The sequence below is a fragment of the Bacteroides zhangwenhongii genome (assembly GCF_009193325.2).
In the GTDB taxonomy this organism is placed as follows: Bacteria; Bacteroidota; Bacteroidia; order Bacteroidales; family Bacteroidaceae; genus Bacteroides; species Bacteroides zhangwenhongii.
The window spans coordinates 3,305,958-3,328,098 of sequence record NZ_CP059856.1 but is presented as its reverse complement, the minus strand read 5'-3'; the positions used below and the strand labels follow the sequence as shown (position 1 = coordinate 3,328,098).

Genomic DNA, 22,141 nt, shown 5'->3' with positions numbered 1-22,141 from the left:
TATCTAAATTTAAAATTATAATGAGTCAGAAAATTAGAATTAAATTGAAATCTTACGACCACAACTTGGTTGACAAATCGGCTGAGAAGATTGTAAGAACCGTAAAGGCTACGGGTGCTATTGTTAGTGGGCCAATTCCTCTTCCTACGCACAAGCGTATCTTTACAGTGAACCGCTCGACTTTCGTAAACAAAAAGTCTCGTGAACAGTTTGAACTCTCTTCTTACAAGAGATTGATCGACATCTATAGCTCAACAGCTAAGACGGTAGATGCTCTGATGAAGCTGGAGTTACCGAGTGGTGTGGAAGTAGAAATTAAAGTTTGATAATTAAAAATTAGTGAAATGCCAGGATTATTAGGAAAAAAAATCGGAATGACATCCGTTTTCAGTGCCGATGGTAAAAACGTACCATGCACTGTTATCGAAGCAGGTCCTTGTGTTGTTACTCAAGTTAAAACTGTAGAAAAGGATGGCTATGAAGCTGTTCAGTTGGGTTTCCAAGACAAAAAGGAAAAGCACACAACTAAACCGTTGATGGGTCACTTTAAAAGAGCTGGAGTAACACCGAAGAGACACTTGGCTGAGTTCAAAGAATTTGAAACAGAATTGAATCTGGGGGATACAGTTACTGTAGAAATGTTTAATGACGCTAACTTTGTTGACGTTGTTGGTACTTCTAAAGGTAAAGGTTTCCAGGGCGTAGTAAAAAGACATGGTTTTGGTGGTGTAGGCCAGACTACTCACGGACAGCACAACCGTGCTCGTAAGCCAGGTTCTATCGGTGCTTGTTCTTACCCTGCAAAGGTATTCAAAGGAATGCGTATGGGTGGACAGCTTGGTGGTGACAGAGTCACTGTACAAAACTTGCAGGTATTAAAAGTAATCGCGGATCATAACCTTCTTTTGGTTAAAGGTTCTATCCCGGGTTGCAAAGGTTCAATCGTATTAATTGAGAAATAATGGAAGTTAACGTATATAACATTAAAGGTGAAGACACTGGGAGAAAGGTTACGTTAAACGAATCTATCTTCGGAATTGAGCCCAACGACCACGCTATTTATTTGGACGTAAAGCAGTTTATGGCTAATCAGCGTCAGGGTACTCATAAGTCAAAAGAAAGAAGTGAAATCAGTGGTTCTACTCGTAAGATCGGTCGTCAGAAAGGTGGCGGTGGAGCACGTCGTGGTGATATGAATTCACCGGTTCTTGTTGGTGGTGCTCGCGTATTCGGTCCGAAACCAAGAGACTACTTCTTCAAGTTAAATAAAAAAGTTAAGACATTGGCTCGTAAGTCCGCTTTGTCTTATAAAGCTCAAAACAATGCGATCGTTGTCGTTGAAGATTTCAATTTTGAAGCTCCAAAGACGAAAGATTTCGTTGCAATGACAAAAAATCTTAAAGTTTCCGATAAAAAGCTACTTGTGATTTTACCGGAAGCAAATAAAAACGTATATTTGTCAGCTCGTAACATCGAGGGTGCTAATGTTCAGACTATCTCAGGATTAAATACTTACAGAGTATTGAATGCTGGGGTTGTTATGCTTACAGAAAACTCTCTGAAAGCTATTGACAATATCTTAATTTAAATAGGAGGCTTAAATAATGGGAATTATTATTAAACCGTTGGTAACAGAGAAAATGACTGCAATTACAGATAAGCTGAATCGTTTCGGCTTTGTTGTGCGTCCTGATGCTAACAAACTGGAAATTAAGAAGGAAGTTGAAGCTCTTTATAATGTTACAGTAGTTGATGTGAATACTGTGAAGTATGCTGGCAAAAATAAGAGCCGTTATACCAAAGCAGGTATCATCAATGGTCGTACGAACGCTTTCAAAAAAGCAATCGTAACATTGAAAGAAGGAGATACTATTGATTTTTATAGCAATATTTAATAAAAATGGCAGTACGTAAATTTAAGCCCACAACACCGGGGCAAAGACATAAAATTATTGGTACTTTCGAAGAAATTACTGCATCAGTACCAGAAAAGTCTCTTGTATATGGTAAGAAATCATCTGGCGGTCGTAACAACGAAGGTAAGATGACTATGCGCTACATTGGTGGCGGTCATAGAAAGGTGATTAGAATTGTTGATTTCAAGAGAAATAAGGACGGTGTTCCAGCAGTGGTTAAAACAATTGAATACGATCCGAACCGTTCGGCTCGTATCGCTCTGTTATTTTATGCTGATGGAGAAAAAAGATATATTATTGCTCCCAATGGATTGCAAGTTGGTGCGACTCTGATGTCAGGTGAAACAGCAGCGCCAGAGATTGGTAATGCTCTTCCTCTTCAAAACATTCCGGTGGGTACTGTGATTCACAATATCGAATTACGTCCGGGACAGGGTGCTGCTCTGGTTCGCTCAGCTGGTAACTTTGCTCAGTTAACTTCTCGTGAGGGTAAGTACTGTGTAATTAAGTTGCCTTCAGGTGAAGTAAGACAGATTCTTAGCACTTGTAAAGCTACTATCGGTAGTGTAGGTAACTCTGATCATGGATTGGAAAGTTCAGGTAAAGCTGGACGTTCTCGTTGGCAAGGACGTCGTCCTCGTAACCGTGGCGTTGTAATGAACCCGGTTGATCACCCGATGGGTGGTGGTGAAGGACGCGCTTCCGGAGGTCACCCAAGATCACGTAAGGGATTGTATGCTAAGGGACTTAAGACTAGAGCTCCTAAGAAACAATCATCTAAGTACATTATTGAGAGAAGAAAAAAGTAATCTGATTAATTGAGTAAACTATGAGTCGTTCATTAAAAAAAGGTCCATATATTAACGTTAAGCTTGAAAAGAGAATTCTTGCCATGAATGAATCAGGTAAGAAAGTCGTAGTAAAGACTTGGGCCAGAGCTTCAATGATTTCGCCTGATTTTGTAGGCCATACAGTTGCAGTTCACAATGGAAATAAATTTATTCCTGTTTATGTTACCGAGAATATGGTAGGACACAAGTTGGGCGAATTTGCTCCAACTCGTACATTCAGAGGACACGCTGGTAATAAGAAAAAATAACAGGATTTATTTGAAATAATAAAGTAATAATAATAATGGGAGCAAGAAAAAAAATATCGGCTGAAAAAAGAAAAGAAGCCCTTAAGACCATGTATTTTGCAAAATTGCAAAATGTTCCTACTTCTCCGCGTAAGATGCGTCTGGTTGCAGACATGATTCGTGGCATGGAAGTGAACAGAGCACTTGGTGTTTTGAAATTTTCTTCAAAAGAAGCTGCTGCAAGAGTGGAAAAATTGCTTCGCTCTGCAATTGCTAACTGGGAACAGAAAAACGAACGTAAAGCTGAAAGCGGTGAATTGTTCGTAACAAAGATTTTTGTTGATGGTGGAGCTACACTCAAAAGAATGAGACCGGCACCACAGGGTAGAGGTTATAGAATTCGCAAACGTTCAAATCACGTAACATTGTTCGTTGGTGCTAAAAGTAATAACGAAGATCAAAATTAAGGTAGATGGGACAAAAAGTTAATCCAATAAGCAACCGTTTAGGAATTATCAGAGGATGGGATTCTAACTGGTATGGTGGAAATGATTACGGTGATTCTTTGCTGGAAGATAGCAAAATCCGTAAATATCTTAATGCAAGACTTGCAAAGGCAAGTGTATCAAGAATCGTAATTGAACGTACGCTGAAGCTCGTTACTATTACTGTTTGTACTGCTCGCCCAGGCATTATCATTGGTAAAGGTGGCCAGGAAGTTGATAAGTTGAAGGAAGAGTTGAAGAAGGTTACCGACAAAGATATTCAAATCAATATCTTTGAAGTGAAAAGACCGGAACTGGATGCTGTGATTGTTGCTAATAACATAGCTCGCCAGGTAGAAGGTAAAATTGCCTATCGCCGCGCCATCAAGATGGCTATCGCAAACACTATGCGTATGGGTGCTGAAGGTATCAAAATTCAGATTTCAGGACGTTTGAATGGAGCTGAAATGGCCCGTTCTGAAATGTATAAAGAAGGAAGAACTCCGTTGCACACTTTCAGAGCTGATATCGACTACTGTCATGCAGAAGCATTGACTAAAGTAGGTTTGCTGGGTATCAAGGTTTGGATTTGTAGAGGTGAAGTGTTTGGTAAGAGAGAATTGGCTCCGAACTTTACACAAAGCAAAGAAAGTGGTCGTGGAAACAATGGTGGAAACAACGGCGGAAAGAACTTCAAAAGAAAGAAAAATAATCGCTAAACGAATTTGAATTTTAGGAAACTATGTTACAACCGAAAAAGACAAAATTCAGAAGACAACAGAAAGGCCGTCAGAAAGGTAATGCCCAGAGAGGTAACCAGTTGGCCTTCGGTTCTTTTGGCATAAAGGCTTTGGAGACTAAGTGGATTACAGGCCGTCAGATCGAAGCTGCTCGTATTGCAGTAACAAGATATATGCAACGTCAAGGACAGATCTGGATCCGTATATTCCCGGATAAGCCGATCACTAGAAAGCCTGCCGATGTACGTATGGGTAAAGGTAAGGGTGCTCCAGAGGGATTTGTGGCTCCCGTAACTCCAGGTAGAATCATTATTGAAGCTGAAGGAGTATCTTACGAAATCGCGAAAGAAGCATTGCGCTTAGCTGCTCAAAAGCTTCCTATTACAACGAAGTTTGTCGTAAGACGTGATTATGATATTCAAAATCAAAATGCGTAAGTGTTATGAAAATTGCAGAAATTAAAGAAATGACTACTAATGATTTAGTAGAAAGAGTAGAGGCAGAAACAGCTAATTATGACCAGATGGTTATCAATCATTCTATTTCTCCTTTGGAAAATCCTGCTCAAATCAAACAATTACGCAGGACTATTGCGCGTATGAAAACTGAGTTACGCCAAAGAGAACTTAACAATAAATGATCAGCTTGATGGAAGCAAGAAATTTAAGAAAAGAAAGAACAGGGGTTGTGTTGAGCAATAAGATGGATAAGACTATCACAGTTGCTGCCAAGTTTAAGGAAAAACACCCTATATATGGTAAGTTCGTTAGTAAAACGAAGAAGTACCATGCTCACGATGAAAAGAATGAATGCAATATCGGTGATACTGTAAGCATCATGGAAACTCGTCCTTTGAGCAAGACTAAAAGATGGAGATTAGTAGAAATAATTGAAAGAGCTAAGTAATTATGATACAAGTAGAATCCAGACTTACAGTATGTGATAACAGTGGAGCGAAAGAGGCTTTGTGTATCCGCGTTTTGGGTGGCACAGGTCGTCGTTATGCTTCAGTGGGGGATGTCATTGTTGTTTCAGTGAAAAGCGTTATCCCTTCTAGTGATGTTAAAAAAGGTGCAGTATCAAAGGCTTTGATTGTACGTACGAAGAAAGAAATCCGTCGTCCTGATGGTTCTTATATACGTTTTGATGATAATGCTTGCGTGTTGTTGAATAATGCAGGTGAAATTAGAGGAAGTCGTATTTTCGGTCCTGTAGCAAGAGAACTTCGTGCTACAAACATGAAAGTTGTGTCACTTGCGCCTGAGGTACTTTAATTTTGTAAAAGATTTAAGTAATGAGTAAATTACATATTAAAAAAGGCGATACAGTTTACGTAAATGCTGGTGAAGATAAGGGCAAAACTGGTCGTGTATTGAAGGTTCTTGTTAAAGAAGGACGTGCATTTGTAGAAGGTATCAATATGGTATCTAAAAGCACAAAGCCGAATGCTAAGAATCCGCAGGGTGGTATTGTGAAGCAGGAAGCTTCTATCCACATTTCAAACTTGAACCCGGTTGATCCAAAAACTGGTAAAGCAACGCGTATTGGGAGAAAAGTAAGTTCTTTGGAAGGTAAAAGAACTGTAGTGCGTTATTCTAAAAAATCAGGAGAGGAGATTAAGTAATGAGTAATACTGCTAGTCTTAAGAAAGAATATGCAGAGCGTATAGCACCTGCATTGAAATCACAGTTCCAGTATTCTTCTACAATGCAGATACCCGTACTTAAGAAGATTGTTATCAATCAGGGTTTAGGTATGGCTGTTGCTGACAAGAAGATTATTGAAGTTGCAATCAATGAAATGACAGCTATCACAGGTCAAAAGGCTGTAGCTACCATTTCTCGTAAAGATATCGCGAACTTTAAGTTGCGTAAAAAAATGCCGATTGGCGTTATGGTGACTTTACGTCGTGAAAGAATGTACGAATTCCTTGAAAAATTGGTTCGTGTAGCTCTTCCTCGTATTCGTGACTTCAAAGGTATCGAAAGTAAGTTTGATGGTAAAGGTAACTATACCCTTGGTATTCAGGAACAAATCATTTTCCCTGAAATAAATATCGATAGTATTACAAGAATTCTCGGAATGAATATTACCTTTGTAACCTCTGCGGAAACAGATGAAGAAGGTTATGCATTGCTGAAGGAATTCGGTTTACCTTTTAAAAACGCTAAAAAAGACTAATAGATATGGCAAAGGAATCAATGAAAGCACGTGAAGTTAAACGTGCTAAATTAGTAGCCAAATACGCCGAAAAAAGAGCTGCTTTGAAGCAAATCGTAAGAACAGGTGATCCTGCTGATGCTTTTGAAGCTGCACAGAAATTGCAAGAGTTGCCAAAGAATTCTAACCCGATTCGTATGCACAACCGTTGCAAACTGACTGGACGTCCTAAAGGTTATATTCGTCAATTCGGAATTTCGAGAATTCAATTCCGTGAAATGGCGTCTAACGGACTGATACCAGGCGTAAAAAAAGCAAGCTGGTAATTATTGTTTAAATATTGTCAGGGTAGTCCTGATTAATTTAATTTATTTTTTATATGACTGATCCAATAGCAGATTATTTGACGAGGTTGCGGAACGCGATTGGTGCAAAGCACAGAGTTGTTGAAGTTCCCGCTTCGAATTTGAAAAAAGAAATCACTAAGATTCTTTTTGAGAAAGGCTACATTCTTAATTATAAGTTTGTAGAAGATGGTCCTCAAGGAACTATTAAAGTTGCCTTGAAGTATGATTCTGTTAACAAAGTTAACGCAATCAAGAAGTTAGAAAGAATATCTTCTCCGGGTATGCGTAAGTATACCGGTTACAAAGATATGCCGCGTGTTATTAATGGGTTGGGTATTGCTATAATATCTACTTCCAAAGGTGTAATGACTAACAAAGAGGCTGCAGAACTGAAGATCGGTGGTGAAGTCTTGTGTTATGTATATTAATTAGGAGGAATTAGAATGTCAAGAATAGGAAAATTACCCATTAGTATCCCTGCTGGAGTGACAGTCACTCTGAAGGATAATGTGGTTACCGTAAAGGGACCCAAAGGCGAAATGAGCCAATATGTGAATCCTGCTATCAATGTTGCGATTGAAGACGGACACGTAACTTTAACAGAAAACGATAAGGAAATGCTTGATAATCCGAAGCAGAAACATGCTTTCCACGGCTTGTATCGTTCATTGGTTCATAACATGGTTGTGGGCGTATCTGAAGGATATAAGAAAGAGTTGGAACTTGTTGGTGTAGGTTATCGTGCTTCTAACCAAGGTAATATCATTGAACTGGCTTTAGGTTATACACACAATATTTTCATTCAATTGCCTGCTGAGGTAAAAGTTGAAACTAAGTCTGAAAGAAATAAGAATCCTCTTATCATATTGGAATCGTGTGACAAACAGTTGCTTGGTCAAGTTTGCTCTAAAATACGTTCTTTCCGTAAGCCTGAACCATACAAGGGTAAAGGTATTAAGTTTGTTGGCGAAGTAATTCGTAGAAAGTCTGGTAAATCAGCCGGTGCTAAGTAAATCATATAAAATTAGATTATTATGACAACAAAAATAGAAAGACGAATTAAGATCAAATATAGAGTACGCAACAAAATTTCAGGTACTACTGAATGTCCGCGTATGAGTGTATTTAGAAGTAACAAGCAAATTTATGTCCAGATTATCGATGATCTTTCTGGCAAAACTTTGGCTGCCGCTTCTTCTTTAGGTTTGACTGAGAAAGTCGCTAAAAAAGAACAAGCTGCTAAAGTGGGTGAAATGATTGCTAAAAAGGCTCAGGAAGCAGGTATAACTACTGTAGTTTTCGACCGTAATGGTTACTTGTATCATGGGAGAATAAAAGAAGTAGCTGATGCTGCTCGTAACGGTGGACTTAAATTTTAATCATTATGGCAGGAGTTAATAATAGAGTTAAGATTACTAACGATATAGAACTGAAAGATAGATTGGTTGCTATTAATCGTGTTACTAAAGTTACCAAAGGTGGTAGAACTTTTAGTTTCTCTGCAATCGTTGTTGTAGGTAACGAAGAAGGTATCATTGGTTGGGGGCTTGGTAAAGCAGGTGAAGTAACAGCTGCTATCGCTAAAGGTGTTGAGTCAGCTAAAAAGAACCTGGTAAGAGTACCTATTTTAAAGGGTACTGTTCCTCACGAACAATCAGCTAGATTTGGTGGTGCTGAAGTATTCATCAAGCCTGCATCTCACGGAACAGGTGTTGTAGCTGGTGGTGCTATGCGTGCTGTATTGGAAAGTGTTGGTGTTACTGACGTTTTGGCTAAATCTAAGGGTTCTTCAAATCCGCACAACCTTGTTAAAGCTACAATTGAAGCTTTGAGTGAGATGCGTGATGCAAGAATGGTTGCTCAGAACAGAGGTATTAGTGTTGAAAAAGTATTTAGAGGATAAGGAGGAGATATGTCAACTATAAAGATTAAACAAGTTAAAAGTAGAATTGGTGCTCCGGCTGATCAGAAGAGAACTCTTGATGCACTGGGACTTCGTAAACTGAACCGCGTGGTTGAACACGAAAGCACTCCTTCAATTCTTGGAATGGTAGATAAAGTAAAACACTTGGTTGCCATTGTTAAGTAATTATTTGTTGAATAATAAAACGAAATTACAATATGAACTTAAGTAATTTAAAACCTGCAGAGGGATCTACTAAGACAAGAAAAAGAATTGGACGTGGTGCTGGTTCTGGATTAGGCGGTACTTCTACAAGAGGTCATAAAGGAGCTAAATCAAGATCTGGATACTCTAAGAAAATCGGTTTTGAAGGTGGTCAGATGCCTCTTCAACGTCGAGTTCCTAAATTTGGTTTTAAGAATATCAATCGTGTAGAATATAAAGCTATCAACTTGGATACTATCCAAAAACTCGCTGAAGCTAAGAGTTTGGTAAAAGTTGGTATAAACGACTTTATCGAAGCAGGATTTATTTCTTCAAATCAGTTAGTAAAAGTATTGGGTAACGGAACTCTGACTAACAAGCTGGAAGTAGAAGCTCATGCATTCTCTAAGACTGCAACTGCTGCTATCGAGGCTGCTGGTGGAACTGTAGTAAAACTCTGATTCAATGAGAAAAGCTATTGAAACATTAAAGAATATATGGAAGATTGAGGATCTGAGACAGCGGATCCTCATCACCATATTGTTTGTGGCAATTTACCGTTTTGGGTCATACGTCGTATTACCGGGTATCAATCCGGCGATGTTGGCAAAATTGCACGAACAAACAAGTGAAGGCCTTTTAGCCTTGTTAAATATGTTCTCTGGAGGAGCATTTTCTAATGCCTCTATTTTTGCATTAGGAATTATGCCTTATATCTCTGCATCTATCGTGATCCAGTTGTTGGGAATCGCTGTGCCGTATTTCCAGAAATTACAGCGCGAAGGTGAGAGCGGCAGAAGAAAAATGAATCAATATACTCGTTATCTGACGATTGCTATATTGTTAGTTCAGGCCCCTTCTTATTTGCTCAATCTTAAAATGCAGGCTGGTCCTTCCTTGAATGCTTCATTAGATTGGACTCTGTTTATGATTACCTCTACCATTATTTTGGCAGCTGGTAGTATGTTTATTTTGTGGCTTGGTGAAAGAATTACTGATAAAGGTATTGGTAATGGTATTTCATTTATCATCTTGATTGGTATTATCGCTCGTTTCCCTGATGCTTTGTTGCAAGAAGTTGTATCCAGAGTAGCAAATAAGAGTGGTGGTTTGATCATGTTTATAATTGAAATCGTATTCTTGTTATTAGTGATTGGTGCCGCTATTCTTTTGGTGCAGGGTACAAGAAAGATTCCTGTACAGTATGCAAAAAGAATTGTAGGTAACAAGCAATATGGTGGTGCTAGACAGTACATTCCTTTGAAAGTGAATGCTGCAGGTGTAATGCCTATCATCTTTGCTCAGGCAATCATGTTTATACCTATTACATTTATCGGTTTCTCAAATGTAAATGATGCAGGCGGTTTCTTGCATGCGTTTACAGATCATACAAGTTTCTGGTATAACTTTGTCTTTGCGGTAATGATTATATTATTTACATATTTCTATACTGCAATTACAATCAATCCGACTCAGATGGCTGAGGATATGAAGAGAAATAATGGTTTCATCCCTGGTATCAAACCGGGAAAGCAGACAGCAGAGTATATCGATGATATTATGTCACGTATCACTTTGCCGGGCTCTTTCTTCTTGGCTTTGGTTGCCATTATGCCTGCTTTTGCCGGTATATTCGGAGTGCAAGCCGGATTCGCTCAATTCTTCGGCGGTACATCTTTGTTAATTCTTGTAGGTGTAGTTCTAGATACGCTGCAACAGGTTGAAAGTCATTTGTTGATGAGACATTATGACGGTCTGTTGAAATCCGGTCGTATCAAAGGGCGCGCTGGTGTAGCGGCATATTAATTCTTTAGATTAGAAATGATATTTCTTAAAACAGAAGATGAAATAGAATTGCTCCGTCAGAGCAACCTGCTTGTTGGCAAGACTCTTGCTGAGGTTGCCAAACTGGTGAAGCCTGGTGTGACTACACGTGAGTTGGATAAAGTTGCCGAAGAGTTCATTAGAGATCATGGAGCGATTCCAACTTTCAAAGGATTTCCGAATCAATATGGAGAACCGTTTCCCGCATCCCTTTGTACTTCTGTAAATGATCAGGTAGTACATGGAATTCCGAATGATATTGTTCTGAAAGATGGTGATATCGTATCTGTGGATTGTGGAACTTATATGAATGGTTTCTGTGGTGATTCTGCTTATACTTTTTGTGTAGGAGAGGTGGACGAGGAAGTTCGTAATTTGTTGAAGGTTACTAAAGAAGCGTTATATATCGGTATTCAAAACGCAGTGCAAGGCAAGAGAATCGGAGACATCGGGTATGCTATTCAGCAATATTGTGAGTCTCACTCTTATGGTGTAGTGCGTGAGTTTGTAGGTCATGGCATCGGTAAAGAGATGCACGAAGATCCTCAAGTACCTAATTATGGTAAAAGAGGATATGGACCTTTGATGAAGAGAGGTCTTTGCATAGCAATAGAGCCGATGATAACATTGGGAGACCGACAAGTGATTATGGAACGTGACGGGTGGACTGTGAGGACCAGAGATCGTAAATGTGCTGCGCATTTTGAACATACGGTAGCTGTTGGAGCTGGTGAAGCTGATATTTTGTCTTCATTCAAATTCATAGAAGAAGTTTTAGGAGATAAAGCAATATAATATGGCAAAGCAATCTGCAATAGAACAAGATGGAGTTATAGTTGAAGCATTGTCTAATGCAATGTTTCGTGTTGAATTAGAAAACGGACATGAGATTACTGCACATATTTCAGGTAAGATGCGGATGCATTACATCAAGATCCTGCCGGGGGATAAAGTGAGAGTCGAAATGTCTCCTTACGACTTATCGAAAGGAAGAATTGTGTTTAGATATAAATAAAATAAGATATGAAAGTAAGAGCATCATTAAAGAAACGCACGCCAGAATGTAAGATCGTTAGACGTAATGGCCGTTTGTATGTTATTAACAAGAAAAATCCTAAGTATAAACAACGTCAAGGATAATTTGTTATTTTTGCAAAAAAAATAATTTAGTATATGGCTATAAGAATAGTTGGTGTAGATTTGCCTCAGAACAAAAGAGGTGAAATTGCGTTGACCTATGTATATGGAATAGGTCGCAGTAGTTCAGCAAAAATTTTAGATAAAGCTGGTGTAGATAAAGATCTGAAGGTTAAAGACTGGACAGATGATCAGGCTGCTAAGATTCGTGAGATTATCGGTGCAGAGTATAAAGTAGAAGGTGATCTTCGTTCTGAAATCCAATTGAACATTAAGCGATTAATGGATATTGGTTGCTATCGTGGTGTACGTCACCGTATTGGTCTGCCTGTAAGAGGTCAGAGCACTAAGAACAATGCACGTACTCGTAAGGGTAGAAAGAAAACCGTTGCTAATAAGAAAAAAGCTACTAAATAATAATTGTTGATATGGCAAAAAAAACAGTTGCAGCTAAAAAGAGAAATGTGAAAGTAGACGCTAATGGACAGTTGCATGTTCATTCATCTTTCAACAATATTATTGTTTCTCTTGCAAATAGTGAAGGGCAGATTATCTCTTGGTCATCTGCTGGTAAAATGGGATTTAGAGGTTCTAAAAAGAACACTCCTTATGCAGCGCAGATGGCTGCCCAAGATTGTGCTAAAATTGCATTCGATCTTGGCCTAAGAAAGGTAAAAGCATATGTGAAGGGTCCAGGTAACGGACGTGAGTCTGCTATTAGAACTATCCACGGTGCTGGTATCGAAGTTACTGAAATCATTGACGTGACTCCGCTTCCACATAATGGTTGTCGTCCTCCGAAAAGACGTAGAGTTTAATTTACCTTTAACTTACACAATGATCTTGATTTTGTTTTTGGATTACATTTAATTTCTCTCTGTAATCGCGGCTGCAACAAATTAAGTTCATGAATAAACAATTAAATATTTAAAAGAAATGGCTAGATATACTGGACCAAAATCAAGAATCGCCCGTAAATTCGGTGAAGGAATCTTTGGAGCTGATAAAGTTTTGTCAAAGAAGAACTATCCTCCCGGACAACATGGAAATTCAAGAAAAAGAAAAACTTCCGAATATGGTGTGCAACTTCGTGAAAAGCAGAAAGCTAAATACACCTATGGGGTTTTAGAAAAACAATTCCGCAATTTGTTTGAAAAGGCAGCTACTGCGAAAGGTATTACCGGTGAGGTACTCCTTCAATTGCTGGAAGGCCGTCTTGACAACGTAGTATTCCGTTTGGGTATTGCTCCTACACGTGCTGCTGCTCGTCAGTTGGTTGGTCACAAACATATTACTGTAGATGGTGAAGTAGTAAACATTCCTTCATACGCAGTAAAACCAGGACAATTGATTGGTGTTCGTGAAAGATCTAAATCTTTGGAAGTAATTGCTAATTCTCTCGCTGGTTTCAATCATAGCAAATATGCTTGGTTGGAATGGGATGAAGCTTCAAAGGTTGGTAAAATGTTGCACATACCTGAGAGAGCTGACATTCCTGAGAACATTAAAGAACATTTGATCGTTGAATTGTATTCTAAATAATAATTAATTTCATGGCGATATTAGCATTTCAAAAACCTGATAAAGTATTAATGTTGGAGGCGGACTCCAGATTCGGTAAATTCGAATTTCGTCCGTTGGAACCCGGTTTTGGTATTACTGTAGGTAATGCGTTACGCCGTATCCTTCTCTCTTCATTAGAGGGTTTTGCTATCACAACTATCAGAATCGATGGTGTGGAGCATGAATTTTCTAGTGTACCTGGAGTAAAAGAGGATGTTACCAACATTATCTTGAATCTGAAACAAGTGAGATTCAAGCAAGTAGTTGAAGAGTTCGAGAGCGAAAAAGTGAGCATTACTGTCGAGAATTCCAGTGAATTTAAAGCAGGTGACATAGGTAAGTATTTGACTGGATTTGAAGTGTTAAATCCGGAATTAGTTATTTGTCATTTAGATTCTAAGTCAACTATGCAGATTGATATTACAATTAACAAAGGACGTGGTTATGTGCCTGCTGATGAAAATCGCGAGTACTGTACGGATGTTAATGTAATTCCAATCGACTCTATTTATACACCGATACGTAATGTCAAGTATGCTGTAGAAAACTTCCGTGTAGAACAGAAGACTGACTACGAAAAGCTAGTACTTGAAATTAGTACCGACGGTTCTATACATCCGAAAGAAGCGCTGAAAGAAGCTGCAAAGATCCTGATATATCACTTCATGTTATTCTCAGATGAGAAGATCACGCTTGAAAGTAATGATACTGACGGCAATGAAGAGTTTGATGAAGAAGTATTGCACATGCGTCAATTGTTGAAAACTAAACTCGTTGATATGGACTTGTCAGTTCGTGCCCTCAACTGCTTGAAGGCTGCTGACGTAGAAACTCTCGGCGACTTGGTACAATTCAACAAAACTGACCTGTTGAAATTCAGAAACTTCGGAAAGAAATCGCTTACCGAGCTTGATGATTTGCTGGAAAGTCTGAATCTGTCGTTTGGAACCGATATTTCTAAATATAAATTAGATAAAGAATAAAAAATGAGACATAATAAAAAATTCAATCATTTAGGTCGTACTGCTTCTCATAGAAGCGCTATGTTATCTAACATGGCTTGCTCTTTGATCAAGCACAAAAGAATCACTACGACTGTTGCAAAGGCGAAAGCTTTGAAAAAGTTTGTTGAGCCTTTGATTACTAAGTCTAAAGAAGATACTACGAACTCTCGTCGTGTTGTATTTAGCAACTTGCAAGATAAGATTGCAGTAACAGAATTGTTCAAAGAAATCTCTGTTAAGATTGCTGATCGTCCGGGTGGTTATACTCGTATTATCAAGACTGGTAACCGTTTGGGTGACAATGCAGAAATGTGCTTCATTGAGTTAGTTGACTACAATGAAAACATGGCTAAGGAAAAAGTTGCTAAGAAAGCCACTCGTACTCGTCGTTCTAAGAAGAGTGCAGAGGCTGCAGCACCTGCTGCTGTTGAAGCTCCTGCAACTGAAGCTCCTAAGGCTGAAGAACCTAAAGCAGAGTCTGCAGAATAATTCAACGATTGTTCATATCGAATATAAAGGCTATTCCGGCAACGGGGTAGCCTTTTTTGTTATGATCCTGTTACTAATCCTAAGATAAATTAAAAGATTTCTTCAATGAACCTTACCTGGATAGAATCTGTTATATTTGTACGAGATTATGGCAAAATTTGTAAAGGTTATATTGTTTCTGTTGTTGACGGTTACCCTTCACGGGGTAGCAGGCAATGTTTTCACTGGAAAAGCAGTGGAGCAGGAAAAGTATGCCGTAACATACTCGATGAGTCAGCATGAGCAGATCAGTGAACCGGAGTTTCCTTGTTCGCCTGTGGCTGAATTAAATAATTTGCAAAGTTATCAGACTTCGGTAACTCGTGTCCAGCGTGTACAACTTGGCGAATATTTCTCTACTCTAAAGAATCTGTTACAATGCTGTGCAGACTATGAGAATTCTCTCTCCCAGCATTTGGGAAAGATTTATAATACTACGATATCCTATTATTGTCAACCGTCCAGCGAGTACTATGTATTTGCTTTAAGGCGTATTATTATTTAGCAGTTTATTTATTGGTATTATTTCTTTTAAGATTACCGGTATAACTTATTATCTACCGGTCATCCTATCACCTTTATATTTTTACTAATAAATTAAACTTTAAATATTATGGCAACTACTCAAGCTATTGATGCTACTATATTTGCATCTTCACATCCCGATATCGCAAAACGTACTAGTTTTTCAGGTGTATTAATATCCTCCATTATGTTGGTGGTCGGTGTTATAGCATTTGCTTCCACCTTCGGACTGGAAGACAAATCTTCGACAGTCAGTATGGCTTTAATGGTTCTAGGAACAGGGCTGTTTCTTATGGGCATTTTCCGGCTATTCTGGAAATCAAAAGAGGTGGTTTATTTACCGACAGGCAGTGTTGCAAAAGAACATAGTGTATTCTTTGACCTAAAACATATGGATTCGTTGGTGAACATAGTGAATTCCGGTTCTTTTTCTGCAGATTCTGCAATAAAGAGTGAGTCTAACGGTAACATACGAATGGATATTATACTTTCTGAGGACAAAAAGTTTGTAGCGGTACAGCTATTCCAATTTGTACCTTATAATTATCAGCCTATAACGTCGGTACAGTACTACACCAATGAAAGTGCGTCTGCTGTTGTTGCATTTCTTTCCAAAAGCAAAATTTAAGGTATAGGCACACTTATTTGAGTTAGCAATCGCATAAAGAGAAAACTTTGATTTTTATATGTTGTGGGATGGGGATTAGTCGTCAATAACGGCAATCCCCATTTTCTTCATTAAGAAACATGCATTCATATTTTGGGCAACCCCGTTCCTCATCCGATAAGAGAAGGTAAGCTCATTATTTGTGATATCTGCTTCAAAGCAATAATTCCGGATATTTTCCGGAAAGGCTTCTATTAAAGTACCTAAAAGGAGATCATGAGTGGCGATGATACCGTTAGCATTCATACTCATGAATTGTTTGATAAGGGCAAAAGACCCCTTCTGTTTATCCATAGAATTTGTACCTTTCAGGATTTCATCAAGGATAATAAAGAGTTCTTCCCCAGCTTCCAATTTATCGATGATTAATTTTAGTCGTTTAAGTTCAGCGAAGAAATAAGATTCGTTATCGGTCAATGAGTCGCTGGTACGCAGACTGGTGACAAGGCGTGCCGGGTATATTTCCATTTCATCCGCCCAGACAGGCGCACCCATACATGCCAAAAGATAATTTACGCCTACAGTGCGTAGATACGTACTTTTGCCAGCCATGTTAGCACCGGTGATAATAATAAAGAAAGGCCGTTTGTCGATGTCTATTCCGTTACGTACACATTTGTTACGATCCATCAGAGGATGTCCCAATGCTTTCGCTTGCATATGGAAAGAATGCGAGTTGATTTTAGGATAGATATATTCCGGGTGATTATAGGCAAATGTTGCCAAAGAGCAATAGGCGTCGATTTCTCCGACAGTCTCTATCCAGCGGGGTAGATCCGAAGCGTGTACCTCCTTCCATTGTTCAATTTTCATAACCTGGCGTAATTCCCAAAATATAAGTCCATTGAGAAGCATACTAATTAACAGATTATTCCGCTGGTCTAGTGCATTCATTAGTTTGGAGAGTCGGCGTACTGCCTGAGAAGCCGTTTGATTCCGGCTGGTAAGTTCAGCTTTCAACTCTTGCAATACAGGACTGTGCATATCTTTTTTCTCGGTGAGAAGAATCTGGTCAGCATACGTAGAGAGAATTTGTAGCTTTTTGCCATAGGTAGCCTGCAATTTAGTGATTCCTTTGGAAAAGACAGAACTGAATACTACAAAGCAAGCAAATACTCCTCCGGTAACGCTGGCGGGAAGGATATCCAGACAGGCAAGACTTATGCACAGCAGATTGGTTACGCTTACGGCGGCAGGAATCATGCGTAAAAGCCTATGCTTCCGATAATAGCTTGGGCTATTTGCCCATTCCTTGATTTCGGAAGTATCTGCAGGTTTTCCTTTATAAAGCAACCCTGATAAACGGATTTGTTGTCTATACTCCAGGTCTGTCGATAACTCACGGATAGCCTCCTGCCGTTGTTCAATAGCCTCCTTATTTTCCAAATGCGCATTGAACCACTCTGCCAGATGCTCCTTGCCGACAGGCGTTGAAGTGCGATTTATATATTGGAAAAGAGAATGCTCTCCGAAGATATCCAAATCAAAAGTATAAAGATGTCCCGGATCAATATATTCTTTTCCTCCATCAAAATCGGAGAAATCATACTGAATAGCGCGCAACTCCTGTTCATTGATAACAATCTTCTTTTTCAGGAAATCTTTTCGGTGAAACCAGAAATTGTGCCGTTTGACCAACCATATAAATAAAATGAAAGGTAAAATAGCAAATATGGAAATATACAGCCAGCCGTCCGGCCAGAAAATGATAGCTCCTGCTATGGCTCCCACAAATAAAACGAGTCGCAAAAGACTGATATAATAGATACGTTTCCGGGCATTTCGTAACTCCAGTTCAGCTTTTTGAATGGTAAGCCGGTATGTTTCAATGATCTGTTCCAATTTTTCCATAATAAACTCAATACTTTTTCGCAAAGGTAATCAAAGTATATTTAAATATTTCTTTTTCTCCCTTGCATTTATCCGCTAAAATGTATAACTTTCCACTCGAAAAATGCGTTTAGACAGGAAAGGAGGAAGACCAATGAAGAAAGGATGTATCTTATTGTTGTTGATGAGCGTGATTAGCCTCCCGTTAATTGCGCAGAATATCATTTATTCTAATTTGAAAGAACTGTTGGCTCAAGACGGTGATACTGTTGCCGTGTTGCGTGTAGAGAGACGTTCCAAGAACCAGATAGTATTGACAGGAGGAGCTGATTACCGGATAACGGCCGGAAATGACGAGTCCATGTGTCGGCGTTTGAAAAAGCGTTGTTTTGCTGTGCGTGATGAAAAAGGAGACTTATATCTGAATTGCCGTAAACTGCGATATAAAAAGTTACGTTTTGGAGCCTGGTATGCACCGGCTGTTCAGTTAGGCAAGAAGATCTATTTTTGTGCTATGCCTTTAGGATCTGTTGTTGGTGGAAATTTTGTGGAAGAAGATGATGTCAAGTTAGGTGGGAATATAGGGGACGCTCTTGCTGCCTCGAGTCTGGTGACAAAGCGGGTTTGTTATGAACTTGACGGCGAGACCGGGAAGATTGAGTTTTTGGATAAGAACAAAATGGTTGAATTGTTGAAGAAATCTCCTGAACTAAAGAAAGCCTATCTCAAAGATGATAGTCAGGAAGCGAAACACACATTCAAATACCTATTGGAGTTGAAGGAACAACAAAAACCATAACCCCTAATAATAAGCTTTTATTTTACGTTAATAGAGATACTGATTATTGAGAGTGTGTCAAAATGCATTCCCCTTTTATAGCGATAAAACTTTACTTCTAGTTTTTATACTTTCTATCTTTCTCCTCCATTTGTTCTGTATTTCCTAATTAACACTTGTTTTCATATTGCTCTATTGAATGATAATAATTCCCAAATGGATTATAAATAGGCGGAAACTTAATTCGTTAATTGAGTTTTCTGTATATCTTTGTTCCGTTTTTCCTTTGGAAACGAATATAAAATGAAAACTGTATTTTAATAAAATTGAAAACGGACGATGGCAGAGCATGGAAAAGACGCTTCCCAACGGGCAGAGCTAAGAGAACGGATTTTGGTGACGGCAACAGAAGCTTTCGCTTCAAAAGGTATCAAGAGTATAACAATGGACGACATTGCAGCGGCATTGGGTATCTCCAAGCGTACTCTTTATGAAGTCTTTTCGGACAAAGAATCGCTGCTGAAGGAATGTATATTGAAGGTACAGTCCGATAGGGAGGCTTATTTGCAGGAAGTATATGAACAGTCTCACAATGTACTGGAAGTGATATTGGCAGTATTTCAGAAGAGCATTGAAGTGTTCCATCAGACGAACAAGCGTTTTTTTGAAGACATCAAGAAATATCCGAAAGTATACAGTTTAATGAGAGACCGTCAGGACAGCGACTCGGAGAAAACGATGTCCTTCTTTAAGGCGGGTGTGGAACAAGGAATTTTTCGTTCGGACGTAAACTTTGGCATTGTCAATATGTTGGTGAAAGAGCAGTTTGATGTACTTTTGAATACGGATATCTGCAATGAATATCCTTTTATAGAAGTGTATGAGTCCATCATGTTCACCTATATTCGTGGCATTTCCACAGAGAAAGGAGCGAAGGTTCTGGAAGACTTTATACAAGAATATCGTAAAAATCGTATTGGAACACCGAGAGAGTAAGGTGTACCCCATTGACAAACAATTAAGATTAAATTAGAAACCAGTTTATGAACAAAATTAAAGAATTGACAGGAAAGAAGATTCTTCTGGCAGTTGCGGTACTCTGCACGTTCGGCTTTGCAAAGGCGCAGAATACCCAAGGGGCAAAGGAGATACTGACCTTAACTTTAGACAAAGCCCTCGAAATTGCATTGGATGAAAATCCCACAATGAAAGTGGCTGCAGAAGAGATCGCTTTAAAGAAAGTAGCCAGCAAGGAAGCTTGGCAAAATCTGTTGCCGGAAGCCAGCATATCCGGGTCGGTGGACCATACCATTAAAGCGGCTGAGATGAAATTGAATGATATGTCCTTCAAGATGGGGCAAGACGGAACCAATACCGCCAATGCCGGATTGAACATAAACCTGCCTTTATTTGTGCCGGGAGTTTATCGCGCCATGTCGATGACAAAGACGGATATTGAACTTGCGGTAGAGAAATCCCGCGCTTCCAAACTGGATCTGGTGAATCAGGTGAGCAAGGCTTATTATCAGTTGATGCTTGCGCAGGACAGTTACGAGGTACTTCAAGGAAGCTATAAACTGGCGGAAGATAACTACAATGTTGTCAATGCCAAATATCAGCAGGGGACAGTGAGCGAATACGATAAGATTAGTGCGGAAGTGCAGATGCGGAGTATCAAGCCCAACTTGATATCGGCGGCCAACGCAGTGACTTTGGCTAAATTGCAGCTCAAAGTTTTGATGGGTATCACTGCCGATGTAGAGATTAAGATTAATGACAATCTGACTAACTATGAGACCTCCATGTTTGCCGAACAGCTGAAAGAAGAGGATGTGAATTTGGACAACAATACCACGATGAAGCAGTTGGACTTGAACATGAAGTTATTGGAGAAGAATGTTAAGTCATTGAAAACGAACTTTATACCGACCCTTTCAATGAGCTTCTCCTACAAATATCAATCTTTGTACAATCCGAACATCAACTTCTTTGATTACAGTTGGAGTAACAGTTCCAACCTGATGTTTAACATCAGCATACCTCTGTATAAGGCAAGCAACTTTACAAAAGTAAAATCCGCCCGTATACAAATGCGTCAGCTCGATTGGAACCGCATCGATACGGAGAGAAAGTTGAATATGCAGATTGTCAGTTGCCGTAACAATATGAGTGCGAGCACAGAGCAAGTGGTCAGCAATAAGGAAAATGTGATGCAGGCTAAGAAAGCGGTAGTGATTGCCGAGAAACGTTATGACGTAGGTAAAGGTACGGTGCTCGAACTGAACAGCTCTCAAGTATCATTGACGCAGGCACAACTCACCTACAATCAATCAATATACGATTACCTGGTTGCTAAGGCAGATCTCGATCAGGTGTTGGGAAAAGAATAAAGATAGACAACTAAAAAATTACAACTAAGGAATATGAAAAAAGGTATCCAATTAGTAGCCTTGCTGTTAGCAGCGTTCATGGGCTCGTGTACAGGTGGAAAAGACAAAGCAGCTGTGGCAGCACAAGCGGACGAGAAACCCATTGTGAAACTGGCAGATGTAAAAGCCCGTCCCGTAGATCAGATACAGGATTACACGGCAACGGTAGAAGCGGAAGTGAAAAACAATATAGCCCCTTCCTCTCCCGTGCGTATCGACCAGATCTTTGTAGAAGTGGGCGACCGTGTATCCAAAGGCCAGAAATTAGTGCAGATGGATGCGGCTAATCTGAAACAAACCAAGTTGCAACTGGATAATCAGGAAATCGAATTTAAGCGTATCGACGAACTTTATAAAGTGGGTGGCGCTTCCAAATCGGAATGGGATGCTTCGAAGATGCAGCTCGACGTGAAAAAGACGGCTTATAAGAATCTGTTGGAGAATACCGCTTTGCTAAGCCCCATCAATGGCGTGGTTACTGCACGCAACTATGATAACGGCGATATGTATAGTGGTGGAAACCCGGTATTGGTTGTAGAGCAGATCACTCCGGTGAAACTTCTTATCAATGTTTCCGAAACCTACTTTACCAAAGTGAAGAAAGGCGCGCCCGTAGATGTGAAGCTGGATGTATACGGCGACGAAGTATTCACCGGAAATATCAGTCTGATTTACCCTACGATAGACGCTGCTACCCGCACGTTCCAGGTAGAAATCAAGCTGGATAATAGAGACCAGCGTGTGCGTCCGGGAATGTTTGCCCGTGCTACATTAAACTTCGGCACAGCGGACAACGTGGTTGTTCCCGATCTGGCCATTGTTAAGCAGGCAGGTTCCGGCGACCGTTATGTCTTTGTATATAAAGATGGTAAAGTATCTTATAATAAGGTAGAGTTAGGTCGGCGTATGGGTACGGAATACGAGTTGAAATCCGGTGTGCCCGATAATTCTCAAGTTGTAGTTGCCGGTCAGTCGCGTTTGGTGAATGGCATGGAAGTGGCAGTTGAGAAATAAATCACTAAC

At 39.5% G+C, this 22,141-nt stretch carries 37 protein-coding genes; 36 read left to right on the top strand and 1 reads right to left on the bottom strand.

Annotated features, from left to right (window positions below; translation table 11 throughout):
• Positions 1-20: 20 nt before the first annotated feature.
• The 32 genes from rpsJ (at position 21) to GD630_RS13395 (ending at position 16,042) form a co-directional block, all read left to right on the top strand.
• Positions 21-326 carry a 30S ribosomal protein S10 gene (gene rpsJ, locus GD630_RS13550; RefSeq protein ID WP_002558075.1) on the top strand — a complete coding sequence of 102 codons (306 nt, stop codon included), beginning with the start codon at positions 21-23 and terminating at the stop codon, positions 324-326.
• An 18-nt stretch (positions 327-344) separates the two neighbouring features.
• On the top strand, positions 345-962 hold the full coding sequence (gene rplC / locus GD630_RS13545; protein WP_007761947.1) for a 50S ribosomal protein L3: 618 nt from the start codon (positions 345-347) through the stop codon (positions 960-962).
• Positions 962-1,588, top strand: coding sequence for a 50S ribosomal protein L4 (gene rplD, locus GD630_RS13540; RefSeq protein WP_007747930.1), 627 nt, complete (start codon positions 962-964; stop codon positions 1,586-1,588). The genes rplC and rplD overlap by 1 nt, the downstream gene beginning before the upstream one ends.
• Before the next feature lie 16 nt (positions 1,589-1,604).
• Entirely contained in the window at positions 1,605-1,895 is a 291-nt protein-coding gene (gene rplW / locus GD630_RS13535; protein WP_007747932.1) for a 50S ribosomal protein L23, read from the top strand.
• A 5-nt stretch (positions 1,896-1,900) separates the two neighbouring features.
• Complete coding sequence (gene rplB, locus GD630_RS13530) at positions 1,901-2,725, top strand: 50S ribosomal protein L2 (RefSeq protein WP_007747936.1); 825 nt, start codon at positions 1,901-1,903, stop codon at positions 2,723-2,725.
• A 20-nt stretch (positions 2,726-2,745) separates the two neighbouring features.
• Positions 2,746-3,015: a 30S ribosomal protein S19 gene (rpsS, locus tag GD630_RS13525; protein ID WP_007747939.1), complete on the top strand. Its 270-nt coding sequence runs from the start codon at positions 2,746-2,748 to the stop codon at positions 3,013-3,015.
• Between the two features lie 35 nt (positions 3,016-3,050).
• Positions 3,051-3,461: a 50S ribosomal protein L22 gene (gene rplV, locus GD630_RS13520; protein WP_005675428.1), complete on the top strand. Its 411-nt coding sequence runs from the start codon at positions 3,051-3,053 to the stop codon at positions 3,459-3,461.
• Positions 3,462-3,466: 5 nt separating this feature from the next.
• Positions 3,467-4,198: a 30S ribosomal protein S3 gene (rpsC, locus tag GD630_RS13515; RefSeq protein ID WP_005675430.1), complete on the top strand. Its 732-nt coding sequence runs from the start codon at positions 3,467-3,469 to the stop codon at positions 4,196-4,198.
• 23 nt (positions 4,199-4,221) lie between these two features.
• Positions 4,222-4,656: a 50S ribosomal protein L16 gene (gene rplP / locus GD630_RS13510; RefSeq protein WP_004291234.1), complete on the top strand. Its 435-nt coding sequence runs from the start codon at positions 4,222-4,224 to the stop codon at positions 4,654-4,656.
• Positions 4,657-4,661: 5 nt separating this feature from the next.
• Positions 4,662-4,859, top strand: a complete 198-nt coding sequence (gene rpmC / locus GD630_RS13505) for a 50S ribosomal protein L29 (protein ID WP_007747942.1) — start codon at positions 4,662-4,664, stop codon at positions 4,857-4,859.
• Complete coding sequence (rpsQ, locus tag GD630_RS13500) at positions 4,856-5,125, top strand: 30S ribosomal protein S17 (protein ID WP_004296341.1); 270 nt, start codon at positions 4,856-4,858, stop codon at positions 5,123-5,125. The genes rpmC and rpsQ overlap by 4 nt, the downstream gene beginning before the upstream one ends.
• A 2-nt stretch (positions 5,126-5,127) precedes the next feature.
• Positions 5,128-5,493: a 50S ribosomal protein L14 gene (gene rplN / locus GD630_RS13495; protein WP_004296340.1), complete on the top strand. Its 366-nt coding sequence runs from the start codon at positions 5,128-5,130 to the stop codon at positions 5,491-5,493.
• A 20-nt stretch (positions 5,494-5,513) separates the two neighbouring features.
• On the top strand, positions 5,514-5,843 hold the full coding sequence (gene rplX / locus GD630_RS13490) for a 50S ribosomal protein L24 (protein ID WP_007747948.1): 330 nt from the start codon (positions 5,514-5,516) through the stop codon (positions 5,841-5,843).
• On the top strand, positions 5,843-6,400 hold the full coding sequence (gene rplE / locus GD630_RS13485) for a 50S ribosomal protein L5 (protein WP_004310886.1): 558 nt from the start codon (positions 5,843-5,845) through the stop codon (positions 6,398-6,400). The genes rplX and rplE overlap by 1 nt, the downstream gene beginning before the upstream one ends.
• A gap of 5 nt (positions 6,401-6,405) precedes the next feature.
• Complete coding sequence (rpsN, locus tag GD630_RS13480) at positions 6,406-6,705, top strand: 30S ribosomal protein S14 (protein ID WP_004310885.1); 300 nt, start codon at positions 6,406-6,408, stop codon at positions 6,703-6,705.
• 53 nt (positions 6,706-6,758) lie between these two features.
• Complete coding sequence (gene rpsH / locus GD630_RS13475; RefSeq protein WP_004296336.1) at positions 6,759-7,154, top strand: 30S ribosomal protein S8; 396 nt, start codon at positions 6,759-6,761, stop codon at positions 7,152-7,154.
• A gap of 15 nt (positions 7,155-7,169) precedes the next feature.
• Entirely contained in the window at positions 7,170-7,739 is a 570-nt protein-coding gene (gene rplF / locus GD630_RS13470) for a 50S ribosomal protein L6 (RefSeq protein ID WP_004296335.1), read from the top strand.
• A gap of 21 nt (positions 7,740-7,760) precedes the next feature.
• Entirely contained in the window at positions 7,761-8,105 is a 345-nt protein-coding gene (gene rplR / locus GD630_RS13465) for a 50S ribosomal protein L18 (protein ID WP_143868150.1), read from the top strand.
• A gap of 5 nt (positions 8,106-8,110) precedes the next feature.
• Positions 8,111-8,629, top strand: a complete 519-nt coding sequence (rpsE, locus tag GD630_RS13460) for a 30S ribosomal protein S5 (protein WP_007747952.1) — start codon at positions 8,111-8,113, stop codon at positions 8,627-8,629.
• A gap of 9 nt (positions 8,630-8,638) precedes the next feature.
• The gene (gene rpmD / locus GD630_RS13455; protein ID WP_004296332.1) at positions 8,639-8,815 is read left to right on the top strand and encodes a 50S ribosomal protein L30; all 177 of its coding nucleotides are present in this window, start codon (positions 8,639-8,641) and stop codon (positions 8,813-8,815) included.
• Between the two features lie 32 nt (positions 8,816-8,847).
• A complete protein-coding gene (gene rplO, locus GD630_RS13450) occupies positions 8,848-9,294 on the top strand; it encodes a 50S ribosomal protein L15 (protein ID WP_007761937.1) in 447 nt (148 codons plus the stop codon).
• Positions 9,295-9,298: 4 nt separating this feature from the next.
• Entirely contained in the window at positions 9,299-10,639 is a 1,341-nt protein-coding gene (gene secY, locus GD630_RS13445; protein ID WP_007761929.1) for a preprotein translocase subunit SecY, read from the top strand.
• A 15-nt stretch (positions 10,640-10,654) separates the two neighbouring features.
• Positions 10,655-11,452, top strand: coding sequence for a type I methionyl aminopeptidase (map, locus tag GD630_RS13440; RefSeq protein ID WP_007761927.1), 798 nt, complete (start codon positions 10,655-10,657; stop codon positions 11,450-11,452).
• Position 11,453: 1 nt separating this feature from the next.
• Positions 11,454-11,672 carry a translation initiation factor IF-1 gene (gene infA / locus GD630_RS13435; protein WP_002558052.1) on the top strand — a complete coding sequence of 73 codons (219 nt, stop codon included), beginning with the start codon at positions 11,454-11,456 and terminating at the stop codon, positions 11,670-11,672.
• Positions 11,673-11,680: 8 nt separating this feature from the next.
• Complete coding sequence (gene ykgO / locus GD630_RS13430) at positions 11,681-11,797, top strand: type B 50S ribosomal protein L36 (protein ID WP_002558051.1); 117 nt, start codon at positions 11,681-11,683, stop codon at positions 11,795-11,797.
• 33 nt (positions 11,798-11,830) lie between these two features.
• A complete protein-coding gene (rpsM, locus tag GD630_RS13425; protein WP_004296328.1) occupies positions 11,831-12,211 on the top strand; it encodes a 30S ribosomal protein S13 in 381 nt (126 codons plus the stop codon).
• Positions 12,212-12,222: 11 nt separating this feature from the next.
• Complete coding sequence (gene rpsK, locus GD630_RS13420) at positions 12,223-12,612, top strand: 30S ribosomal protein S11 (protein ID WP_004296327.1); 390 nt, start codon at positions 12,223-12,225, stop codon at positions 12,610-12,612.
• 118 nt (positions 12,613-12,730) lie between these two features.
• The gene (gene rpsD / locus GD630_RS13415) at positions 12,731-13,336 is read left to right on the top strand and encodes a 30S ribosomal protein S4 (RefSeq protein ID WP_005675444.1); all 606 of its coding nucleotides are present in this window, start codon (positions 12,731-12,733) and stop codon (positions 13,334-13,336) included.
• Positions 13,337-13,347: 11 nt separating this feature from the next.
• The gene (locus GD630_RS13410) at positions 13,348-14,340 is read left to right on the top strand and encodes a DNA-directed RNA polymerase subunit alpha (RefSeq protein WP_004296325.1); all 993 of its coding nucleotides are present in this window, start codon (positions 13,348-13,350) and stop codon (positions 14,338-14,340) included.
• 3 nt (positions 14,341-14,343) lie between these two features.
• Positions 14,344-14,850, top strand: a complete 507-nt coding sequence (rplQ, locus tag GD630_RS13405; protein WP_007761926.1) for a 50S ribosomal protein L17 — start codon at positions 14,344-14,346, stop codon at positions 14,848-14,850.
• A gap of 148 nt (positions 14,851-14,998) precedes the next feature.
• Positions 14,999-15,394, top strand: coding sequence for a hypothetical protein (locus GD630_RS13400; RefSeq protein WP_143868149.1), 396 nt, complete (start codon positions 14,999-15,001; stop codon positions 15,392-15,394).
• A gap of 108 nt (positions 15,395-15,502) precedes the next feature.
• Positions 15,503-16,042, top strand: coding sequence for a hypothetical protein (locus tag GD630_RS13395; protein ID WP_143868148.1), 540 nt, complete (start codon positions 15,503-15,505; stop codon positions 16,040-16,042).
• A 75-nt stretch (positions 16,043-16,117) separates the two neighbouring features.
• Here the strand turns inward: GD630_RS13395 and GD630_RS13390 are convergent, their stop codons facing one another.
• Positions 16,118-17,932, bottom strand: a complete 1,815-nt coding sequence (locus tag GD630_RS13390) for a MutS family DNA mismatch repair protein (RefSeq protein ID WP_143868147.1) — start codon at positions 17,930-17,932, stop codon at positions 16,118-16,120.
• Positions 17,933-18,065: 133 nt separating this feature from the next.
• Between GD630_RS13390 and GD630_RS13385 the strand changes: the two genes are divergently transcribed.
• The 4 genes from GD630_RS13385 (at position 18,066) to GD630_RS13370 (ending at position 22,132) form a co-directional block, all read left to right on the top strand.
• Positions 18,066-18,710, top strand: coding sequence for a DUF6563 family protein (locus GD630_RS13385; RefSeq protein ID WP_182505616.1), 645 nt, complete (start codon positions 18,066-18,068; stop codon positions 18,708-18,710).
• A 318-nt stretch (positions 18,711-19,028) separates the two neighbouring features.
• Complete coding sequence (locus GD630_RS13380; RefSeq protein ID WP_143868144.1) at positions 19,029-19,685, top strand: TetR/AcrR family transcriptional regulator; 657 nt, start codon at positions 19,029-19,031, stop codon at positions 19,683-19,685.
• Between the two features lie 47 nt (positions 19,686-19,732).
• A complete protein-coding gene (locus tag GD630_RS13375) occupies positions 19,733-21,079 on the top strand; it encodes a TolC family protein (RefSeq protein WP_007761914.1) in 1,347 nt (448 codons plus the stop codon).
• Between the two features lie 33 nt (positions 21,080-21,112).
• Entirely contained in the window at positions 21,113-22,132 is a 1,020-nt protein-coding gene (locus tag GD630_RS13370; protein WP_007761911.1) for an efflux RND transporter periplasmic adaptor subunit, read from the top strand.
• The last annotated feature ends 9 nt before the right edge of the window (positions 22,133-22,141 follow it).